This is a genomic window from Zunongwangia atlantica 22II14-10F7, assembly GCF_002094855.1.
GTDB classification, from domain to species: Bacteria; Bacteroidota; Bacteroidia; order Flavobacteriales; family Flavobacteriaceae; genus Zunongwangia; species Zunongwangia atlantica.
The window spans coordinates 172,231-189,038 of record NZ_ARYN01000004.1; the positions used below are offsets into that span (position 1 = coordinate 172,231).

A 16,808-nucleotide genomic window follows, 5' to 3' on the forward strand; every position below is an offset into this window, starting at 1 on the left:
GATATAATTATCTGAAAATCTACTGTTTTTTTACTGAAATGAATAGAGGTGGCATTTTCTATTTAATTACATTTGAATATAACTTTTAGCTATGGATCATCTTTCTACTGAAATGTTGTTTAACTCTGAGGCTTATTCAGAAGAGTTTCTAATCGATCTTTATAAAAAGCTTTTAAAACCCCGACTGGTAGAAGAAAAAATGATTATTCTTTTACGGCAGGGAAAGATTAGCAAATGGTTTGCAGGTATTGGCCAGGAAGCAATCTCGGTTGGAGTTACTTCTATTTTACAGGAAGATGAATACATTTTGCCTATGCACCGTAATCTTGGTGTTTTTACTGCCAGAAATATTCCTTTACATCGTTTATTCTCGCAATGGCAGGGGAAAATGAATGGTTTTACCAAAGGAAGAGATCGTAGTTTTCATTTTGGAACTCAGGAATATAAGATTATTGGCATGATTTCTCACCTGGGACCGCAGTTGGGTGTAGCAAACGGAATTGCTTTGGCTCATAAACTAAAAGGAGAAAACAAATTATGTGCTGTTTTTAGCGGTGAAGGTGGTACCAGTGAAGGTGATTTTCATGAGGCACTAAATATTGCCTCGGTTTGGGATTTGCCGGTAATGTTTTGTATTGAAAATAATGCTTACGGTTTATCTACACCTACAGACGAGCAATATCGTTGTGAACATTTGGCCGATCGAGCAAAGGGATACGGAATGGAATCTCATATCATCGATGGAAATAATATTTTAGAAATTCATTCAAAATTATCGAATATCGCCCAGAATATTCGTGAAAATCCACGCCCGGTTTTAATCGAATTTAAAACCTTTAGAATGCGTGGCCATGAAGAGGCTAGTGGCATAGCTTATGTGCCAGAAGAACTTTTAGCTCACTGGCAGCAAAAAGATCCTATTGTAAGATATGAAAGACATTTATTGGAACGTGGAATTTTAAATTGGGATTGGGCCGAGCATATTAAATGGGAAATGAAGCAGGAAATTGAAGCACATTTAACCATTACTGCAGAAGATAGATTCCCTGATTTTAATGAAACAGCCGAATTAAATGATGTTTTTCAAACGATAGAAAATCAACATGTTGAGATTTCCGAAGAAAAAATAGAATTACGTTTTATAGATGCTATAAGCGAGGCTTTAAAAATTGCAATGCGAAAATATACAAACCTGGTTTTAATGGGGCAGGATATTGCAGAATATGGTGGTGTTTTTAAAATTACTTCAGGATTCGTTGAAGAATTTGGTAAAGACAGAGTTCGTAATACCCCTATTTGTGAAAGTGGAATAATAGAAGTAGCTGCCGGACTTTCAATAAAAGGTATAAAAGCAATTGTAGAAATGCAATTTGCAGATTTTGTAAGTTCAGGATTTAATCCCATTGTAAATTATCTGGCAAAACAACATTATCGATGGGGGCAAAATGCAGATGTTGTGATTAGAATGCCTTGTGGGGCAGGTGTAGGAGCAGGGCCATTTCACAGCCAGTCTAACGAAGCCTGGTTTACCAAAGTACCAGGATTAAAAGTGGTGTATCCATCTAATGCCAGTGATGCCAAAGGATTATTACTTGCAGCGATTAATGATCCTAATCCGGTTTTATTTTTTGAGCATAAGGCTTTATATAGAACTCAAAAAGAACAGGTAGCAACAGCATACTATGAAACAGAGATTGGTAAAGCGAATATTGTAAAATCTGGTTCAAAATTAACGATTATCAGCTATGGTGCTGCGCTACAGGAGGCTTTTAGGATAATCGAAAAGGAAAACATTAATGATATTGAAGTTGTTGATTTAAGAACACTTCAGCCTTTAGATACTAAAACTATTTTCACTTCAGTAAAAAAGACTGGCAAAGTTATTATCCTTACCGAAGATTCCTTATTTGGTAGTTTAGCTTCAGAAATTGCAGCTCAAATTAGCGAAAATTGCTTCCAGTTTTTAGATGCTCCGGTATTTAGAGTGGGCGGTTTAGAGACGCCAATTCCGTTTAATTCGGTTTTAGAAAAAGGGTATTTGCCATACCAGCGATTTCAGGAAAAACTAAAAGAATTAATAGAATATTAATAAATAATATTTTTTAGCAGAATCTAATTAAGAATTGTTAACAACACCTCTGTTAAAGTATTAATAATCTTTTGTTCACGGTGAATCCCTATGCTAATTTAGGCTTAGCTAATCAAAAAAATCTATTATGATACGTTTAATTGTAATTTTCCTAATTATTGCTATTGTAGCGGCAATTTTTGGATTTGGAGGTATAGCCTCTGGAGCAACCGAGATCGCAAAGATCATCTTTTACATTTTTATAGTTTTACTTGTTATCTCTTTAATAAGCAGGCTATTTAGAAGGTAATCTAAGCAGCAAAGAAAATTAACCCAATGTAGACCTCACCAAATTTGTTGCGCTGCATTGGTTTTTTATTTAATAAAACTACTACCATGAAAAAAGTAATTTCAATTACCGCACTACTTATTCTTTTGGTTTCTTGTGGAGGCCCAAGCAAAGTAGCTAAAGAAGCCAGAAAAACCTTTGATGGAGCCTGGACCCTTACAAATATTACTTACCCAAATAATACAGGAACCTTTGATGTGACTTTATTTAATGATGCTTCTGCCAGTTGTTTTGAAGGAAGCACGTGGGATTTTGTATCAAATAACAACAGAGGAACTTATGAAGTTTCTGGCCCCGATTGTGTTGGCGGAACGCGATATTATATCTGGTCTATCGACGAAGAAAATACTCCGCAGGGAATGTATGATTTTCTTTTAAAACCTGTAAATGAAAAATATAGATCTACAAATGGAGACCAGGGGTTTAGATTAAATCTTGTTAGTCTTACTGGTTCTTCAATGGTTTGGGAACAAACTGTAACATTAGAAGGATCGCCATTTGTAATAAGAATGATGTTTACCAGATAATCGAGATTACAACTCAAGTCCCAGATAGTTTTCTGGATGTCAAAGAGAATTTACAAATCACTACCTCACTGGCTTGCCTTTAGGTAGTTTACTAAAAAAGAATTTTAAAATAGAACAATTAACTATAAGATTATGAAGAGGACAATAAATAAAATTGTGGCTATATTTTTTGCAGCCAGTGTATTGGTAAGTTGTGATGCTATTCAAAATGCAAACAATAAACAAAAAGGAGCAGTTATAGGATCTGCTGGTGGTGCTGCTATTGGCGGTGTTATTGGTAACAATACAGGAGATGGAAATACTGCTTTAGGAGCTATTATAGGTGGTGTTGTAGGTGGTGCTGCCGGAGCTTACATTGGTAATAGAATGGATAAACAGGCTAAGCAAATAGAGACTGAAGTTCCTGGAGCTGAAGTTGAGCGTGTTGGTGAAGGTATAAACGTAACTTTCGATGAAAATAGCGGTGTTTATTTTGCTACAGAAAAATATAATATCAATGCTAAATCTGAAGAAACTTTAAATAAACTTGCCGGTATCTTTAAAGAGTATCCAGATACCAACATTTTAGTTGAAGGGCATACAGATAATACTGGTAGTGATAGCTATAACCTTACCCTATCTAAAAACAGAGCGCAGGCGGTAACTAACTATTTAACCGATCACGGAATTGCCGCTAGCAGATTCGATACAAAATGGTACGGTGAAGCCCAGCCAAAATATGATAATTCTACTGCTGAAGGTCGATCTAAAAATAGAAGGGTAGAAATTGCAATTGTTGCAAACGAAGATTTAAAACAAGAAGCAGAAAATCAGACTTCAGATAATTAAGAATTCTTAATATCATTTATAAAGTTATATGTAAGAGCCACCTTTTGGGTGGCTCTTCTATTTTGTAGTTAATAGACATTAAATAGCTTTTTTAGCAATTAATATCAATTATCGAGTAAAATAAGTTAAGACTCGAACTCCGTTAATGGATTGCTAAATGCGAGTTAAACCCCTCTAAACAGCCTTGTGAAAAGTTTATTGACTTTGTATCTTCAAATTAACTAATAAAAAAATCAATTTATATGAAGACTGTTGATAAAATGGAGGTGTTGCATAGCCAGTCTGCTGAGTATATTCAGCAAGGCGAAACCGGTAAATTTCTAAAATTAATTCCAGATACATTTTTAATTAAAGGAAAGGAAAAAGACGGCGTATTTAATCAGGGCTATGCAATTAGACATATAAACCGAAGAGATATTTTACTAATTGATGTTGTTGAAGAAGAAACCAAAGCAGCGGTAAAAAAACTGGTAAATGATGGATACCAGATAAAAGGTATTCTTATTACCTGCGATGGGATTTTAGATGATGCTTATGCAGATCTAAAAACGATTTCTGAAGATGCTAACGACGCTCCAATCTACGCGCATCCAAGAAACAATTTTAAAGACGATTTTAAAACAAAAGATATTACCACTCAGGCTAACGATCTAAAACATTTTGGGATTAAAGTAATTGATCTTCCAGGAAATGGAGGAGCTTCAGTTTTAGTATATTCTGATATAAATGACGGTATGCTTTTCCCTGGTGACGATGCTGTGGGATCTGATTATGATTCAGAATTAAATACATTTAAACGTCCAGAAATGAAGCGTGAAAACGACGATTTTGGGCTTGCTGAAAGTTGGAGTGCCTTTGAAGATGAGTTTACCTACTTTTTCCCAAGAAAAGGAAAACCGGCTTTTAATGTAGACGAGGGGCGGCAAATCGATATTCTTAATGGTTTAAGCCGTACTAAATAGTATAAAATATAAATTGCTCCGACAAATAGGAGAGTAGTACCCTGTAATTATTCAGATTGAAGATTACAGGGTATTTTTTTAATTGAACTATGTGAATTCTAAAAACTATGCGAAAACTTAACAATTTCAGTATAACTTATTGTTAAAGAGTGGGTTCTTCAAAATGCTTATGCTTAACTTATAGGATAAAAGAAACCAACTATGTCAAAATTAAACGTCACTCAAAAACTTATTAAAGCACATCTCCTTGAAGGCGATATGATGACTCCCGGAAAGGAAATTGGAATAAAAATCGACCAGGCTTTGCTTCAGGATGCTACAGGAACTCTAGTGCAATTAGAGCTAGAAGCAATGGGGCTAAAAAAAGCACAAACCGAAGTTGCTGTGCAATATGTAGACCATAACTTACTACAAACCGATTTTAAAAATGCCGATGATCATAAATTTTTACTTTCGGCCGCAAGAAAATTTGGTTTATGGTTTAGCCGGCCAGGAAATGGAGTAAGTCACCCTGTACACATGGAGCGTTTTGGGAAACCGGGAAAAACATTAGTAGGATCAGATAGTCACACTCCGGCAGCAGGATCTCTAGGGATGTTGGCCATAGGTACCGGTGGTTTGGATGTCGCCGCAGCTATTGCGGGGCAACCTTATTATGTAAAAATGCCACAGGTAATGGGCGTAAAATTAACCGGAGAATTACCAGATTGGGTAAGTGCTAAAGATGTGATCTTAGAAATGCTTCGCCGCTATGATGTTAAAGGCGGAGTAGGAAAAATTATAGAATATTACGGACCAGGTGTAGATACGCTTAGCGCGATGGATCGTCACGTAATTGCCAATATGGGGGCAGAACTTGGTGCCACAACCACAGTTTTTCCAAGTGATAAGGAAACAAAGAAATTTCTAAAAGCCCAACAGCGTGAAGAAGATTGGGTAGAATTGTTACCCGATGAAGGTTGTGAGTACGATTTAAATGATGAAATAAACTTAAGTGAATTAATTCCTTTAATTGCTTTACCAACCAGCCCGGGAAATGTTGTGGCAATAGAAGAAGTTGCTGGTAAAAAAATTAGTCAGGCAGTTTTTGGATCTTCCGCAAATCCCGGATTACGCGACTTTTGGATTGCAGGAGCAATTGTGAAGGATAAGTCTATAAATCCAGATGTTTCTTTAGATGTAAATCCAACTTCAAGACAAATTATTCAGAATATGATCGATAATCGTGCTTTTGCGAATCTTATTAAAGCAGGAGCTCGTTTTCATCAGTCGGGGTGTATGGGTTGTATAGGAATGGGGCAGGCACCGGCATCAGGAACAATAAGTTTAAGAACAATGCCAAGAAACTTCCCAGACCGTAGTGGAACAAAAGATGACCAGGTACATTTAGTAAGCCCAGAAACTGCGGCAGCTTCGGCATTAACCGGAGAAATTACCGATCCACGTGATTTAGAGAAAATTTTTGATATGAAATATCCTAAATATGAAGCTCCAGAAATAGAGATTATTAATGAAGATATGTTGGTACCACCAGCTGAAAATGGAGAAGAAGTAAAATTAGAGAAGGGGCCAAATATTAAATCTTTACCTACAATTGAGCCTTTAGCTAATGAAATTGATGTACCGGTTTTATTAAAAATGGGCGATAATATTTCTACAGATGAAATTTTAAAAGCGGGTGCTGAAGTTTTACCATTTAGAAGTAACCTGCCAGAAATTAGCAAATTTGCGTTTACGGTAGTAGACGAAACATTTTACGATCGTGCCATGGAAGCCAAAGAGAAGGAGGGAGGCCATATTGTTGTTGCCAAAGATAATTATGCGCAGGGATCTAGCCGTGAGCATGCGGCCATTGCTCCAAAATATTTGGGTCAGCATGCAGTGATTGCTAATAGTTATGCGAGAATTGCCTGGCAAAATCTGGTGAATTTTGGAATTCTTCCTTTAGAATTTATAGATGAAGCTGACTATGATAAAATCGAACAGGGAGATACGGTTAGTTTTAAAAATTTACGAGAAGATGTTGAGAACCGAAATAATATAAAAGTACTTGTAAAGAAAAAAGATGCTGAGAATGTAGAATTTGAAACCAAACATACTTTAAGTGACCGGCAAATAAATGTGCTTTTAAAAGGTGGAATTATAAATGAATTTAAATATCGCTTAAAAAAGGAGCGTGTGCAAGAAGAAGTCTAATTGGCATCTACTTATGAAAATGCTAATAAAAACCCTTTCAAAATTTAATTGAAAGGGTTTTTTTAGTGTTAGCTATTTATGTTTGGGAAATAACAATCTTTAATGCGTTTGCATTTGTCCTTTTTTCTTGTCTAACTGTTTATCGAGTTCCTTTACAGTTTGTGCAGCAGCAGCCTCAAAAGATTCAGCATTCGATTCAGCGAAAATTTGTGGTCCAGGGATACTCACTTTAATGTTACATATATATCCTTTTTCATCATCGGCGTGGTTTCTTTTAAAATGAACTTCTGCACGAGTAATAAAATCGTATTTCTTCTCTATTTTCTCTAGTTTTTCATTTACAAAGCTTTGTAAACGTTCGCTTTTACTTAAAGCAACAAATTGATAAATCGTTTCCATAAAAGTTTTTTTTGATAGGCCTAAGAAAGCTAATAATCACTATTTAGACAAGTTTTTATGGCTTCTTTTAGAAACAATTAAGATAGATTTAAAAATTTATAGGTTTACATGTTTAATATTCAAAATTTTTAGAATAATACCCTTTTTTATTCAGGGGTGTAGCCTTGTAAATCGAATAAAATTTTCATTTTACCCTAAATTTAATAGGGTTTAGTGGTTTTAAATTCTCTTTTTTGAAGCGAAAACGACTGTTAAGCTAATTTAAGACTTATTTAGCTGAATTTATTCAAATTATATACCCGAATTAAAGATTATCAGGTACAATGATAATATGCTATCAGTTAAGACTAAAAATAGAATATGTTTTGTATCTTATACTATTGATAATAAATAAAATAGTAATGAAAAAATATATCCAAAATTGTATAAAATCAACTGTAATTTTTTTAAAAAAGTATTATTTGCTTGCAGTATTATTCTTAGTTGTTGCCTGTGGCGTAAATTATAGTGTTCCTGATATAAATAATTTTGCAGATTTAAAGGAATTTGCTGAAAGTAAAGAATTACAAATCGAAAATCAATGGGCAAATCCTATGCGAGCCAATACGGTGACGTTTATTAATAATCCCAATTTTAATAGTGGAAATGTAAATCTAATTGGGAATCCAAATTATATAAAATTTAAAGGAGATTCTGTGGATATTTTTCTACCATACTTTGGGGTTCGTCAAATGGGCGGAGGTTTTAATGATCGCGGCGGAATTAAATTTGAAGGAATTCCAGAAGATTTTAAGATGACTGAAAATGAAGCTAAAGATTATGTTCGTTATGAATTTATGGGTCGGGACGATTCTGAAATCTATCAATTCTACATAACATTATATGCAAATGGTAATGCTAGCACCTCAGTAAATAGTTCACAACGTGATAATATTTCGTACACCGGTAAGTTTTCACGTTTAGAGACTGAAGAATAGCAAGTTTGAAATTAAGAGCTTATTTGAATATTTTATGGATAAATATCTAAATAGGGCAATTATTAAATATTCTATTTTACATAATATAAATTATAGTTCAAATATATCATGTGTCAATTATAATTCAGAAGCAATATCCTGAATGATTTCTAAGAATGTATTTTCTATTCTAGGACTTACAGATTTATTGATAAGGATATTATTGTTTTCATTCTAGGATCGTTCAGTGGAAAATTATTTAAACTAAAAAAGCCCATCATTTCTGATGAGCTTTTTGATAAACCTTGAAAAACTATATGTTATATAACTTCTACGTTTACTGCGTTTAATCCTTTTTTACCTTCCTGAAGATCAAATTTAACTTCGTCGCCTTCGCGAATCTCGTCAATTAAACCTGTTACGTGTACAAAATGATCTTTGTCTACACCTTCTTCAGTGATAAATCCAAATCCTTTAGTGTCATTAAAGAATTTTACTGTTCCTTTATTCATCTTAATATATTAAATTATAGACGGCAAATATGGAACTATTATTTGAATAAACAGTTATAATTAATAGGTATTTTAAATTTTAATTATTTGATATTCAAATAAATGATTTCAAACTCATATAAAATCAATCTTACAATACTTTAAAAAATGCACGTTATTCGGTTTCAAACGCTCTTTTAGCAAAAAAATCAATTTCTTTTGCTAAATCGTTTAATTATTACTTTGTTTATATAACTTTATCAAAACTAAGTATTTATAATTTTAAAAGTTATGTTCCGAAAATCGACAATTTCACCACTATTTTTTCAGAATAATGTAAAGTATGTTTTCATTATAGGGATAATACTAGTGCTGTTTCAAAGTTTTACAGCTTGTAAGTCTAAAAACAGTTCTAAAACTTCAGAAATTACAAAAAAACCTAATATTATCCTTGTATTTATCGATGATATGGGCTGGCAGGATCTTTCTAGTTTTGGAAATGTAGAGGCTAAAACGCCCAATATTGACCAAATGGCAAGCGAAGGTATAAGTTTTGAACAGTTTTATGTAAATGCGCCAATTTGTTCACCTTCCCGGGTAGCAATTTCAACCGGAACTTACCCGCAGCGCTGGAATATCACATCTTTTCTTTCAGATAGGCAACATAATGCTCGCAGAGGTGTAGCCAATTGGTTAGATCCTGAAGCGCCAATGCTTGCCAGAGATTTAAAAGAAAATGGTTACGCCACAGGACATTTTGGAAAATGGCATATGGGTGGACAGCGTGATGTAGAAGAGGCCCCAAAAATAACTAATTATGGTTTTGATAAATCGCTGACTAATTTTGAAGGAATTGGCCCTAAATTATTACCGCTTACCAAAGATGCGCAGGGAAATGTTGGCCGAATTTGGGCTGATGCCGAGCGTTTAGGCGGTGATGTAACCTGGATGCAACGATCAGAAATTACTACCGGTTTTATTAATGCTGCGATTCAGTTTATAGACAGTACAAAAAACAGCGATGCGCCATTTTATGTGAATATCTGGCCAGATGATGTTCATAGTCCGTTTTGGCCACCTTTTGAAGATTATAATCTCACCAAAGAAGATGGCAAACGTGCTTTGTATTTAGCGGTTTTAGAAGAAATGGATAAGCAATTTGGCAAACTTTTCAACTATATTAAGAATGATAAAGAACTTAGTGAAAATACACTAATTGTTTTTTGTTCAGATAATGGTCCGGAACCCGGAGCTGGAAATTCGGGAGAATTACGCGGATTTAAAGGTCATTTATATGAAGGTGGAATACGATCTTCTTTAATTGTTTGGGGGCCTAATTTTATTGCTGAAAATGCCAAAGGAAGTCGGAACACTCAAAATTATTTCTCGGCAATAGATTTAAAACCGTCTTTACTAAAGTTTAGCGGAATAAATACTGAAGAAAGCGAAATTAGCGATGGAGAAAATATGCTAAAAACCATGTTGGGAAAAACTAATTCCTCTAAACAAGAACCTATTTTTTGGGGAAGACCACCAGATCGTAAAACCTATCCAGATTTTGATAAATCCCTACCCGATTTAGCCATGAGAGATGGTGATTTCAAACTGGTTTGTGATTTTGATGGAAGCCGGGCAGAATTATATAATCTTATAAAAGATCCCGCTGAAACCACTAATATCGCCAATAATCACCCTGAAAAAGTAGCGGAAATGACGAGAGCAGTAACCAATTGGTATAAAGAAATGCCGAAATTGGAACAAGCAGAATAACTAAAATTGAATATTAAAATGGAAAAGAGCTGCCCAGTAAAGGATAGCTCTTTTCATACTAAAAATCAAACTGCACTACTAACTACCAGTTTTAATTACAGTTACTTAAAATTACATCTGTGCTTTTACGATCACCGGAAAATGATCTGAAATAAATTTAGGACCGCGTTGCGCATCTAAAACCTGATAACTTTTAATACTTACATCTCCCTGATAGAAAACATAATCGATACGATCTCTATCTTGATTTGGCTCTAACTGAAAACCATTAAAGGTATATTTGGGCCCATATTGTTTTTCAGCATTTAACTTTGTGTCTAGCAATTTTAGACTTTCACCTTTATCTGAGATCATAGTTTGATAAGCTTCAGAAGACGGCGGAACATTAAAATCGCCCGTTACAAAAACAGGAGTTCCTTTAGTGATCTTTTCTGCAATGATATTTCGAATTAAAGTGGCACTTTCCTTACGCGCTTCAGTTCCTACATGATCAAAATGGGTATTAAAGAAGAAGAATAGTTTTTGATCCTTTTTTCTTCGGAATTTTGCCCAGGTTACGATTCTTGGTAAAGCAGCATCCCAACCCTTCGAGCCCACAACTTCTGGAGTTTCAGATAACCAAAGGGTGCCACTATCTAAAACTTCAAAGGCATCTTTTTTATAGAAAATAGGCGAAAACTCACCTTCTGTGCCTCCTCTTCTACCAACACCAATATGAGCGTATTCATCCAAAGCATTTTGCATATCTTCTAATTGCGAGTACAATACTTCTTGCGCTCCAAAAACATCGATATCCTCAAATTTTACCATTTCGTTGAACCAGTCTCTACGAAAGTTCCAGTAATTAATGCCGTCATTTTCAGTAGCCATTCTAATATTGCTACTCATAATTTTTAATGGATCTTCCTGCGCACTAAGTGTTAAAGCAAAGAAGAAAAGTAATACGCCTAAAATTCTATTTTTCATTATTCTAATATTTACTTGATAATCGATATTAAATTGCCTTCAGATAGAGTTATACTGATGCCTCGAAATAAATTTGATTTTTAAACAATTGCTTGATGGTATTTTATTTCTGAATGTTTTCAATAATAGTCATAAAATTATCATGAATAAAATTGAAACGGAAATGTCAAAAATAGAGGTATTCAGTAATTAAAAAATTTACCCTGATATTAAATAAAACTGATGCTAAAGTTAAGTTTTTGAAGATATTTCTATGATTTAAAGCTAATCGATTGGTAATTAGTCCTTTTTTGGATTGATGAAGTTTTTAAAAAATCACGATACCACAAACCAGAGTTTTTTATAATGCGCTGTTGGCGTTCATAATCGATATAAACCAAGCCAAATCTTGGGTTATAACCTTCGGCCCATTCAAAATTATCTGTAAAGCTCCATACAAAATAGCCATTTACATTTACGCCTTGTTTTTTTGCCTTTAGAGTCGCTGCGATATATTGCTGAAGATATTGTTTTCTTTCTTCATCATTTACCTGCCCGTTAATAACCTGATCTGGAAATGCTGCACCATTTTCAGTCACTAAAATGTTTTTTACACCAGGATAGGCATTGTATTTTTTAAGGAGATGAAAAAGTCCGTCAGGATAAATTTCCCAACCCATTTCTGTAGTTTGCAAATTTCTTTTTTCAGCTTTTACATTTGTAGCCTGTAAATATGGAATCCACCAGGCATTCTTTACAATTTCCCGAGTATAATTTTGTATTCCAATAAAATCGAATTCAAACTTAAGTAGATCATCATCTTCAGCTTTATAGAATTTTTCGACTCTTTTTAAAAATGCTAATTCCTCAAAAGGATAACCATAGCCTAAACTCAGCTCCAAAAATAATCTGTTTACCAGGCAATCTACTCTATTTGCGGCCTTTTGATCTTTTTCACGATCGCGAAAAGCTTCAATATACGAACAGGAAAAAGTGGTGCCTATATTTAGATTTTGATCAAAATCGCGTAAAATTCTCCCGCCAATGGCCTGGCAAAGCGAAGCATGATGCATTGCAGGAATAAAATTCTTTACTCCTCTCCTACCCGGCGCATGAATTCCTAAAAAATGTCCGGCTCCCAAAAACACCAAAGGTTCATTTAAAACCATCCAGTTCTTTACACGGTCTCCAAATTTAGAAACACAAACTTTTACATATTCACTAAACCAGTTTATGATCTCGCGATTGGTCCAGCCACCTTTTTCTTCCAGCTTCTGTGGTAGATCCCAATGATACAGCGTAACCCAAGGCGTAATTCCCAAGGCTAAGCATTGATCGATCAAACGATCGTAAAAATCGAGACCAGCTTCATTTATTTTTCCAGTTCCATCGGGTAAAATGCGAGACCAGGAAAGTGAAAATCGAAAATGTTTAATATTCATCGATTTCATTAAGCCTAAATCCTCAGCGTATCGATTATAAAAATCACACGAAATATCAGCATTTTGACCTTTATAAATTTTTCCTTTTTTATGAGAAAACTCATCCCAAATGGAAGCTTTTTTACCATCGGCAAAAGGACTCCCTTCTATCTGAAATGCAGCTGTGGAGGTGCCCCAAATAAAATCTTCACCAAAATCACTTCTTTTTAAGTTAGAAAAAAAATTATCCTCCATTTATACAATTTCGGTATCAGTAACTGCAGTATTTTGCTCTTTTAAAGCAACGGCGATTAATTTATCAATAATCATTTCGGTTTCATCAGGAAAATTCACATCAATAATTTCATTTTTTATAAGCCATTTTCCAATTTCTAGGTAGTATTTTTGTTTTAGGTTTTTTAGCACTGTAATTCCCATTGTTTTAAGCATGGCGGCATTGCATTGCTGTTCAAACTGGCCTTTCATTGGTACTACTAATAATTTTTTCTTCAGAAATAAAGCTTCTGCAGGTGTTTCGAAACCCGCACCGCAAATAACTCCGCTACAACTTCTTAGACTTTCAACAAAATCTTTATTATTTACCGGCTTAATGACGATATTGGCGATTTCTGAAGCCTTTTTAAAATGCTTTGAAAATATTTCGAATTTGAATTGAGGAAAACTGCTGAATAATTTCAGCAATTTTTTATCTGAATAAGACGGAAGATATACCGTGTAGTGATCTAATTTTTCTGGCTGAAGCTGCCGAATTTCAGACCTTATAACCGGAGTAAAAATACGATCATCAAAAGCTTTAAAATGAAAACCGTAACTAAAGTTGCATGGCGCATATTGTTTTAGAATTTTTAAACCCAACCAATCTTCTTTCAAAGGTCTTGGCGCTAATGGATGAAGTACTGCCGCCTGATGGCTTAAACCGAAACAATTTTTCCTGGCCATAGCACAGGCCCAGGCGGTTACAGGTTCAAAATCGTTAATTACAAGGTCATATTCTTTTACTGGAATGCTTTTAATTTCGTTGTAAAGCCGTTTCATTCGGTTTTTACGATAAGTGTTCCAAATATCTACTCCGCCTTTTTTTCCGAAGATAAAACTTAGTCCTTTTAGCTGATATTTTACATCGTAAGGAAGTTTTAGATCACCTTGTGTACCACTAACTAAAAGATCCAGGTGACCTTTTCTCTGTAAAATGGGGATAATTTCCAGAGCACGGCTAAGATGACCATTACCAGTTCCCTGAATCGCATAAAGTATTTTCATTAATGCGAAATTCTAAAGAAATGGGTATAATTTTTTTCTTTCAGAATAAAAGGGGAAATCATCGCACTTAATCTTCTTTGCACAAAAACCGCCACCAACAATTTCTGAAAACCATCTTTTAAATAGTTGTTTTTACCGGACTTAGTCTTAAAATTAGCTTTCTTAACCATAAGCTTATTCTTAAAGAATTTACAACTCTTAAAATTATATACTTATGATTTAAAGTAAGTTATGTGTTTTTTAAATAAGTGCAGATTTAAGGTTAAGAATGTTTGTTTTCTTAAATGAATATGAACTAGTTGAGTTTTAAAGAGGTCATAGTTAAAGATCCACCAACTGCTTTATCATTAAAAAACTCCAATTCATCTTTGTCTTCCTGTAGCGCTAAAGTGTACAGCAGCGGCAAATAATGATCTGATGTTGGTACGGCAAGATTTACCGCAGCCCCTAAATGATGATAATCCTGAAGAGAATTATGATCTTTAGTCAGGATAAGTTTCTTGATCTTATTATCGGCTTCCCTGGCCCAATCGAAGGCATGGTCGATTTTATTCATATTTGGCCAATCAATGCGACGAAGATTGTGTACAATATTACCACTTCCAATAATCAGAATTCCCTTTCTCCTAAGAACGGCGAGTTCTTTTGCAAGTTTATAATGTTCTTGCGGACTTTTATAGGCGTCTAAACTTAGCTGAACAATTGGAATATCAGCCTGTGGATATAAATGGCGTATAACACTCCACGCGCCATGATCTAAACCCCATTGATGATCTAAATGAATACTTTCACTGGTAATTAAGTTGGAAGTAGCTTCGGCTAATTCAGGATTTCCTTTGGCCGGGTATTGAACATCAAATAATTCCTGCGGAAAACCTCCAAAATCGTGAATAGTTCTTGGCTGTGCCATAGCAGTTACAGCAGTTCCCCTTGTGATCCAGTGTGCTGAAATACATAAAATAGCATTAGGTTTGGGTAAGCTAGCGGCAATTTTACGCCAATTTGCTACAAACTCATTTTCCTCTATCGCATTCATTGGGCTACCGTGACCAAAGAACAAAGTTGGCATTTTAGGAGTGCTTTTAAAGCTGGTAGAAATGGTATGAAGATCGGATAAATTCATAATTCGATAAATTTAAGTATTCTTTTTATTCCTGAAATAACAAGTGAGCAGTATAAAAAAAGCCTTTCGGATAGCAACCGAAAGGCTTATGATAATTTTTCTTTTTCTTTCGGTGGTGATTAAGCCAAAGATTCAGCTAATTGTTTTTCAGCTTTATCTAGTGCTCCATCACGTAATTCTGGTATAGCAATTCCTTCCACTCTAATCAATTCTACGTCTGTCATTCCTAGGAAACCAAATACTTTAATAAGGTAATCTGAAACAAAATCGTAGGCTGGGTTTTCAGAATAAACTCCGCCAGAACTCATTGCGATATATACTTTCTTACCTGTTACCAAACCTTGTGGTCCTTCTTCGGTATATTTAAAAGTAGTTCCTGTTTTGGCAAGATGACCGATCCAGGCTTTTAATTGAGAAGGTATACCGAAATTATATAAAGGTGCTCCAATTACAAGAATATCAGCATCAAATAATTCCTGAATAACTTCTTCCTGAATAGCAATCGCTTCTTTTTGAGCATCTGTTCTATTTTCTTCAGGAGTGATAATCGCCTGCCATTTATCTTCTGAAATGTGTGGAAAATCTTCGACTACGAGGTTTCTTTCTACAACTTCACTTTCGGGGTATTCATTCTTTAACTGATCTAAAATTTTATTTCCTAATGCAAGGCTATAAGAATTTTGGCCGTTTAAAGTTGAAATTACATGAAGTATCTTTTTCATAATATTTATTTTTACATGACATTTGTATATACAAATATAAACACAAAAAGACTATGAATATTAGTACTTCCATAGATGTTACTACTAACATTTAGTTTAGTAGCTTAGACATCCTGCTCCATAAAATTTTCTCTAAATTCTTGTGGTGTGGTATTAAATACTCTGTATAAAGCATTTTCGAAGTCATTAAAGTCGCTAAATCCACAGGCTTCAGCCAAACATTTAAGATCACAATCTTCATACTCGGGAATATTAATCATTTCTTTAACCTCTAATACTCTTAAATCGTCAAGATATTGATTAAATGTTTTGTGTTTAGCTTCGTGAATAATAAAATCTAATTCCTTCGCAGTAAGCATTAAATGTTTGCTTATTTCATCGATTCTTAGGTTTTTAATTAAATAAAATTTCTCCCTCTGCATAATTTTATCCAAAAGTCTGGAATACTCGATAGCGGTATTGGCATCGATATAATTGCGTTGTGATGGATCATTTTCATTTTCAGAAAGAACTCCACTATTACAAACCATTATTAAAAAAAGTGGAAACAAAATAAAGAAAACGAGGGTTGGCCCAGAAATAGCGAATATTCCCAAACTGAGTATTAAAACGAAGCCAACGATGTAAGACACGAACAAACTCATAAATGCGATTGTTTTTATCTAAAGCCTTCGTTAATAGTAGGGTGTAAAAACGCTACGGCTAAAAAATTAATTATATTTTATATTCTAAGTATTTGTAAATAGATATAGCAATTGTAATGCCATAAC

At 34.4% G+C, this 16,808-nt stretch carries 16 protein-coding genes; 8 read left to right on the forward strand and 8 right to left on the reverse strand.

The genetic code is table 11. The features are described from left to right. Positions 1–91: 91 nt before the first annotated feature. From IIF7_RS05635 to IIF7_RS05660, 6 genes are all read left to right on the forward strand, one after another. Positions 92–2,089, forward strand: coding sequence for an alpha-ketoacid dehydrogenase subunit alpha/beta (locus IIF7_RS05635; protein WP_176218901.1), 1,998 nt, complete (start codon positions 92–94; stop codon positions 2,087–2,089). Positions 2,090–2,216: 127 nt separating this feature from the next. Then, complete coding sequence (locus IIF7_RS05640) at positions 2,217–2,378, forward strand: DUF1328 domain-containing protein (protein ID WP_084840704.1); 162 nt, start codon at positions 2,217–2,219, stop codon at positions 2,376–2,378. An 86-nt stretch (positions 2,379–2,464) separates the two neighbouring features. Continuing rightward, positions 2,465–2,944, forward strand: a complete 480-nt coding sequence (locus IIF7_RS05645) for a lipocalin family protein (protein WP_084840705.1) — start codon at positions 2,465–2,467, stop codon at positions 2,942–2,944. Between the two features lie 132 nt (positions 2,945–3,076). After that, the gene (locus tag IIF7_RS05650) at positions 3,077–3,772 is read left to right on the forward strand and encodes an OmpA family protein (protein WP_084840706.1); all 696 of its coding nucleotides are present in this window, start codon (positions 3,077–3,079) and stop codon (positions 3,770–3,772) included. A 242-nt stretch (positions 3,773–4,014) separates the two neighbouring features. Next, positions 4,015–4,734 (forward strand): hypothetical protein, encoded by a 720-nt coding sequence (locus IIF7_RS05655; RefSeq protein ID WP_084840707.1) that lies wholly within the window; start codon positions 4,015–4,017, stop codon positions 4,732–4,734. 201 nt (positions 4,735–4,935) lie between these two features. After that, positions 4,936–6,930, forward strand: coding sequence for an aconitate hydratase (locus IIF7_RS05660; protein WP_084840708.1), 1,995 nt, complete (start codon positions 4,936–4,938; stop codon positions 6,928–6,930). 99 nt (positions 6,931–7,029) lie between these two features. Here IIF7_RS05660 and hpf read toward each other — a convergent pair whose 3' ends face one another. After that, the gene (gene hpf / locus IIF7_RS05665) at positions 7,030–7,329 is read right to left on the reverse strand and encodes a ribosome hibernation-promoting factor, HPF/YfiA family (RefSeq protein WP_084840709.1); all 300 of its coding nucleotides are present in this window, start codon (positions 7,327–7,329) and stop codon (positions 7,030–7,032) included. 461 nt (positions 7,330–7,790) lie between these two features. Between hpf and IIF7_RS05670 the strand changes: the two genes are divergently transcribed. Then, complete coding sequence (locus tag IIF7_RS05670) at positions 7,791–8,306, forward strand: DUF4251 domain-containing protein (RefSeq protein WP_176218902.1); 516 nt, start codon at positions 7,791–7,793, stop codon at positions 8,304–8,306. Between the two features lie 299 nt (positions 8,307–8,605). On the opposite strand, the gene IIF7_RS05675 is transcribed toward IIF7_RS05670, so the two are convergent. After that, positions 8,606–8,797 carry a cold-shock protein gene (locus IIF7_RS05675; RefSeq protein WP_084840711.1) on the reverse strand — a complete coding sequence of 64 codons (192 nt, stop codon included), beginning with the start codon at positions 8,795–8,797 and terminating at the stop codon, positions 8,606–8,608. A gap of 270 nt (positions 8,798–9,067) precedes the next feature. Here IIF7_RS05675 and IIF7_RS05680 point away from each other — a divergent pair, with 270 nt between their 5' ends. After that, entirely contained in the window at positions 9,068–10,546 is a 1,479-nt protein-coding gene (locus tag IIF7_RS05680) for a sulfatase family protein (protein WP_084840712.1), read from the forward strand. Positions 10,547–10,657: 111 nt separating this feature from the next. On the opposite strand, the gene IIF7_RS05685 is transcribed toward IIF7_RS05680, so the two are convergent. From IIF7_RS05685 to IIF7_RS05710, 6 genes are all read right to left on the reverse strand, one after another. After that, positions 10,658–11,512 (reverse strand): endonuclease/exonuclease/phosphatase family protein, encoded by an 855-nt coding sequence (locus IIF7_RS05685; RefSeq protein WP_245801543.1) that lies wholly within the window; start codon positions 11,510–11,512, stop codon positions 10,658–10,660. A gap of 251 nt (positions 11,513–11,763) precedes the next feature. Beyond that, the gene (locus tag IIF7_RS05690; RefSeq protein WP_084840714.1) at positions 11,764–13,167 is read right to left on the reverse strand and encodes a GH1 family beta-glucosidase; all 1,404 of its coding nucleotides are present in this window, start codon (positions 13,165–13,167) and stop codon (positions 11,764–11,766) included. Then, a complete protein-coding gene (locus IIF7_RS05695; RefSeq protein ID WP_084840715.1) occupies positions 13,168–14,193 on the reverse strand; it encodes a glycosyltransferase family protein in 1,026 nt (341 codons plus the stop codon). A gap of 295 nt (positions 14,194–14,488) precedes the next feature. Beyond that, entirely contained in the window at positions 14,489–15,316 is an 828-nt protein-coding gene (ygiD, locus tag IIF7_RS05700) for a 4,5-DOPA-extradiol-dioxygenase (protein ID WP_084840716.1), read from the reverse strand. Between the two features lie 119 nt (positions 15,317–15,435). Continuing rightward, complete coding sequence (locus tag IIF7_RS05705) at positions 15,436–16,038, reverse strand: FMN-dependent NADH-azoreductase (protein WP_084840717.1); 603 nt, start codon at positions 16,036–16,038, stop codon at positions 15,436–15,438. A 104-nt stretch (positions 16,039–16,142) separates the two neighbouring features. Continuing rightward, entirely contained in the window at positions 16,143–16,682 is a 540-nt protein-coding gene (locus tag IIF7_RS05710; protein ID WP_084840718.1) for a helix-turn-helix domain-containing protein, read from the reverse strand. Positions 16,683–16,808: the final 126 nt, after the last annotated feature.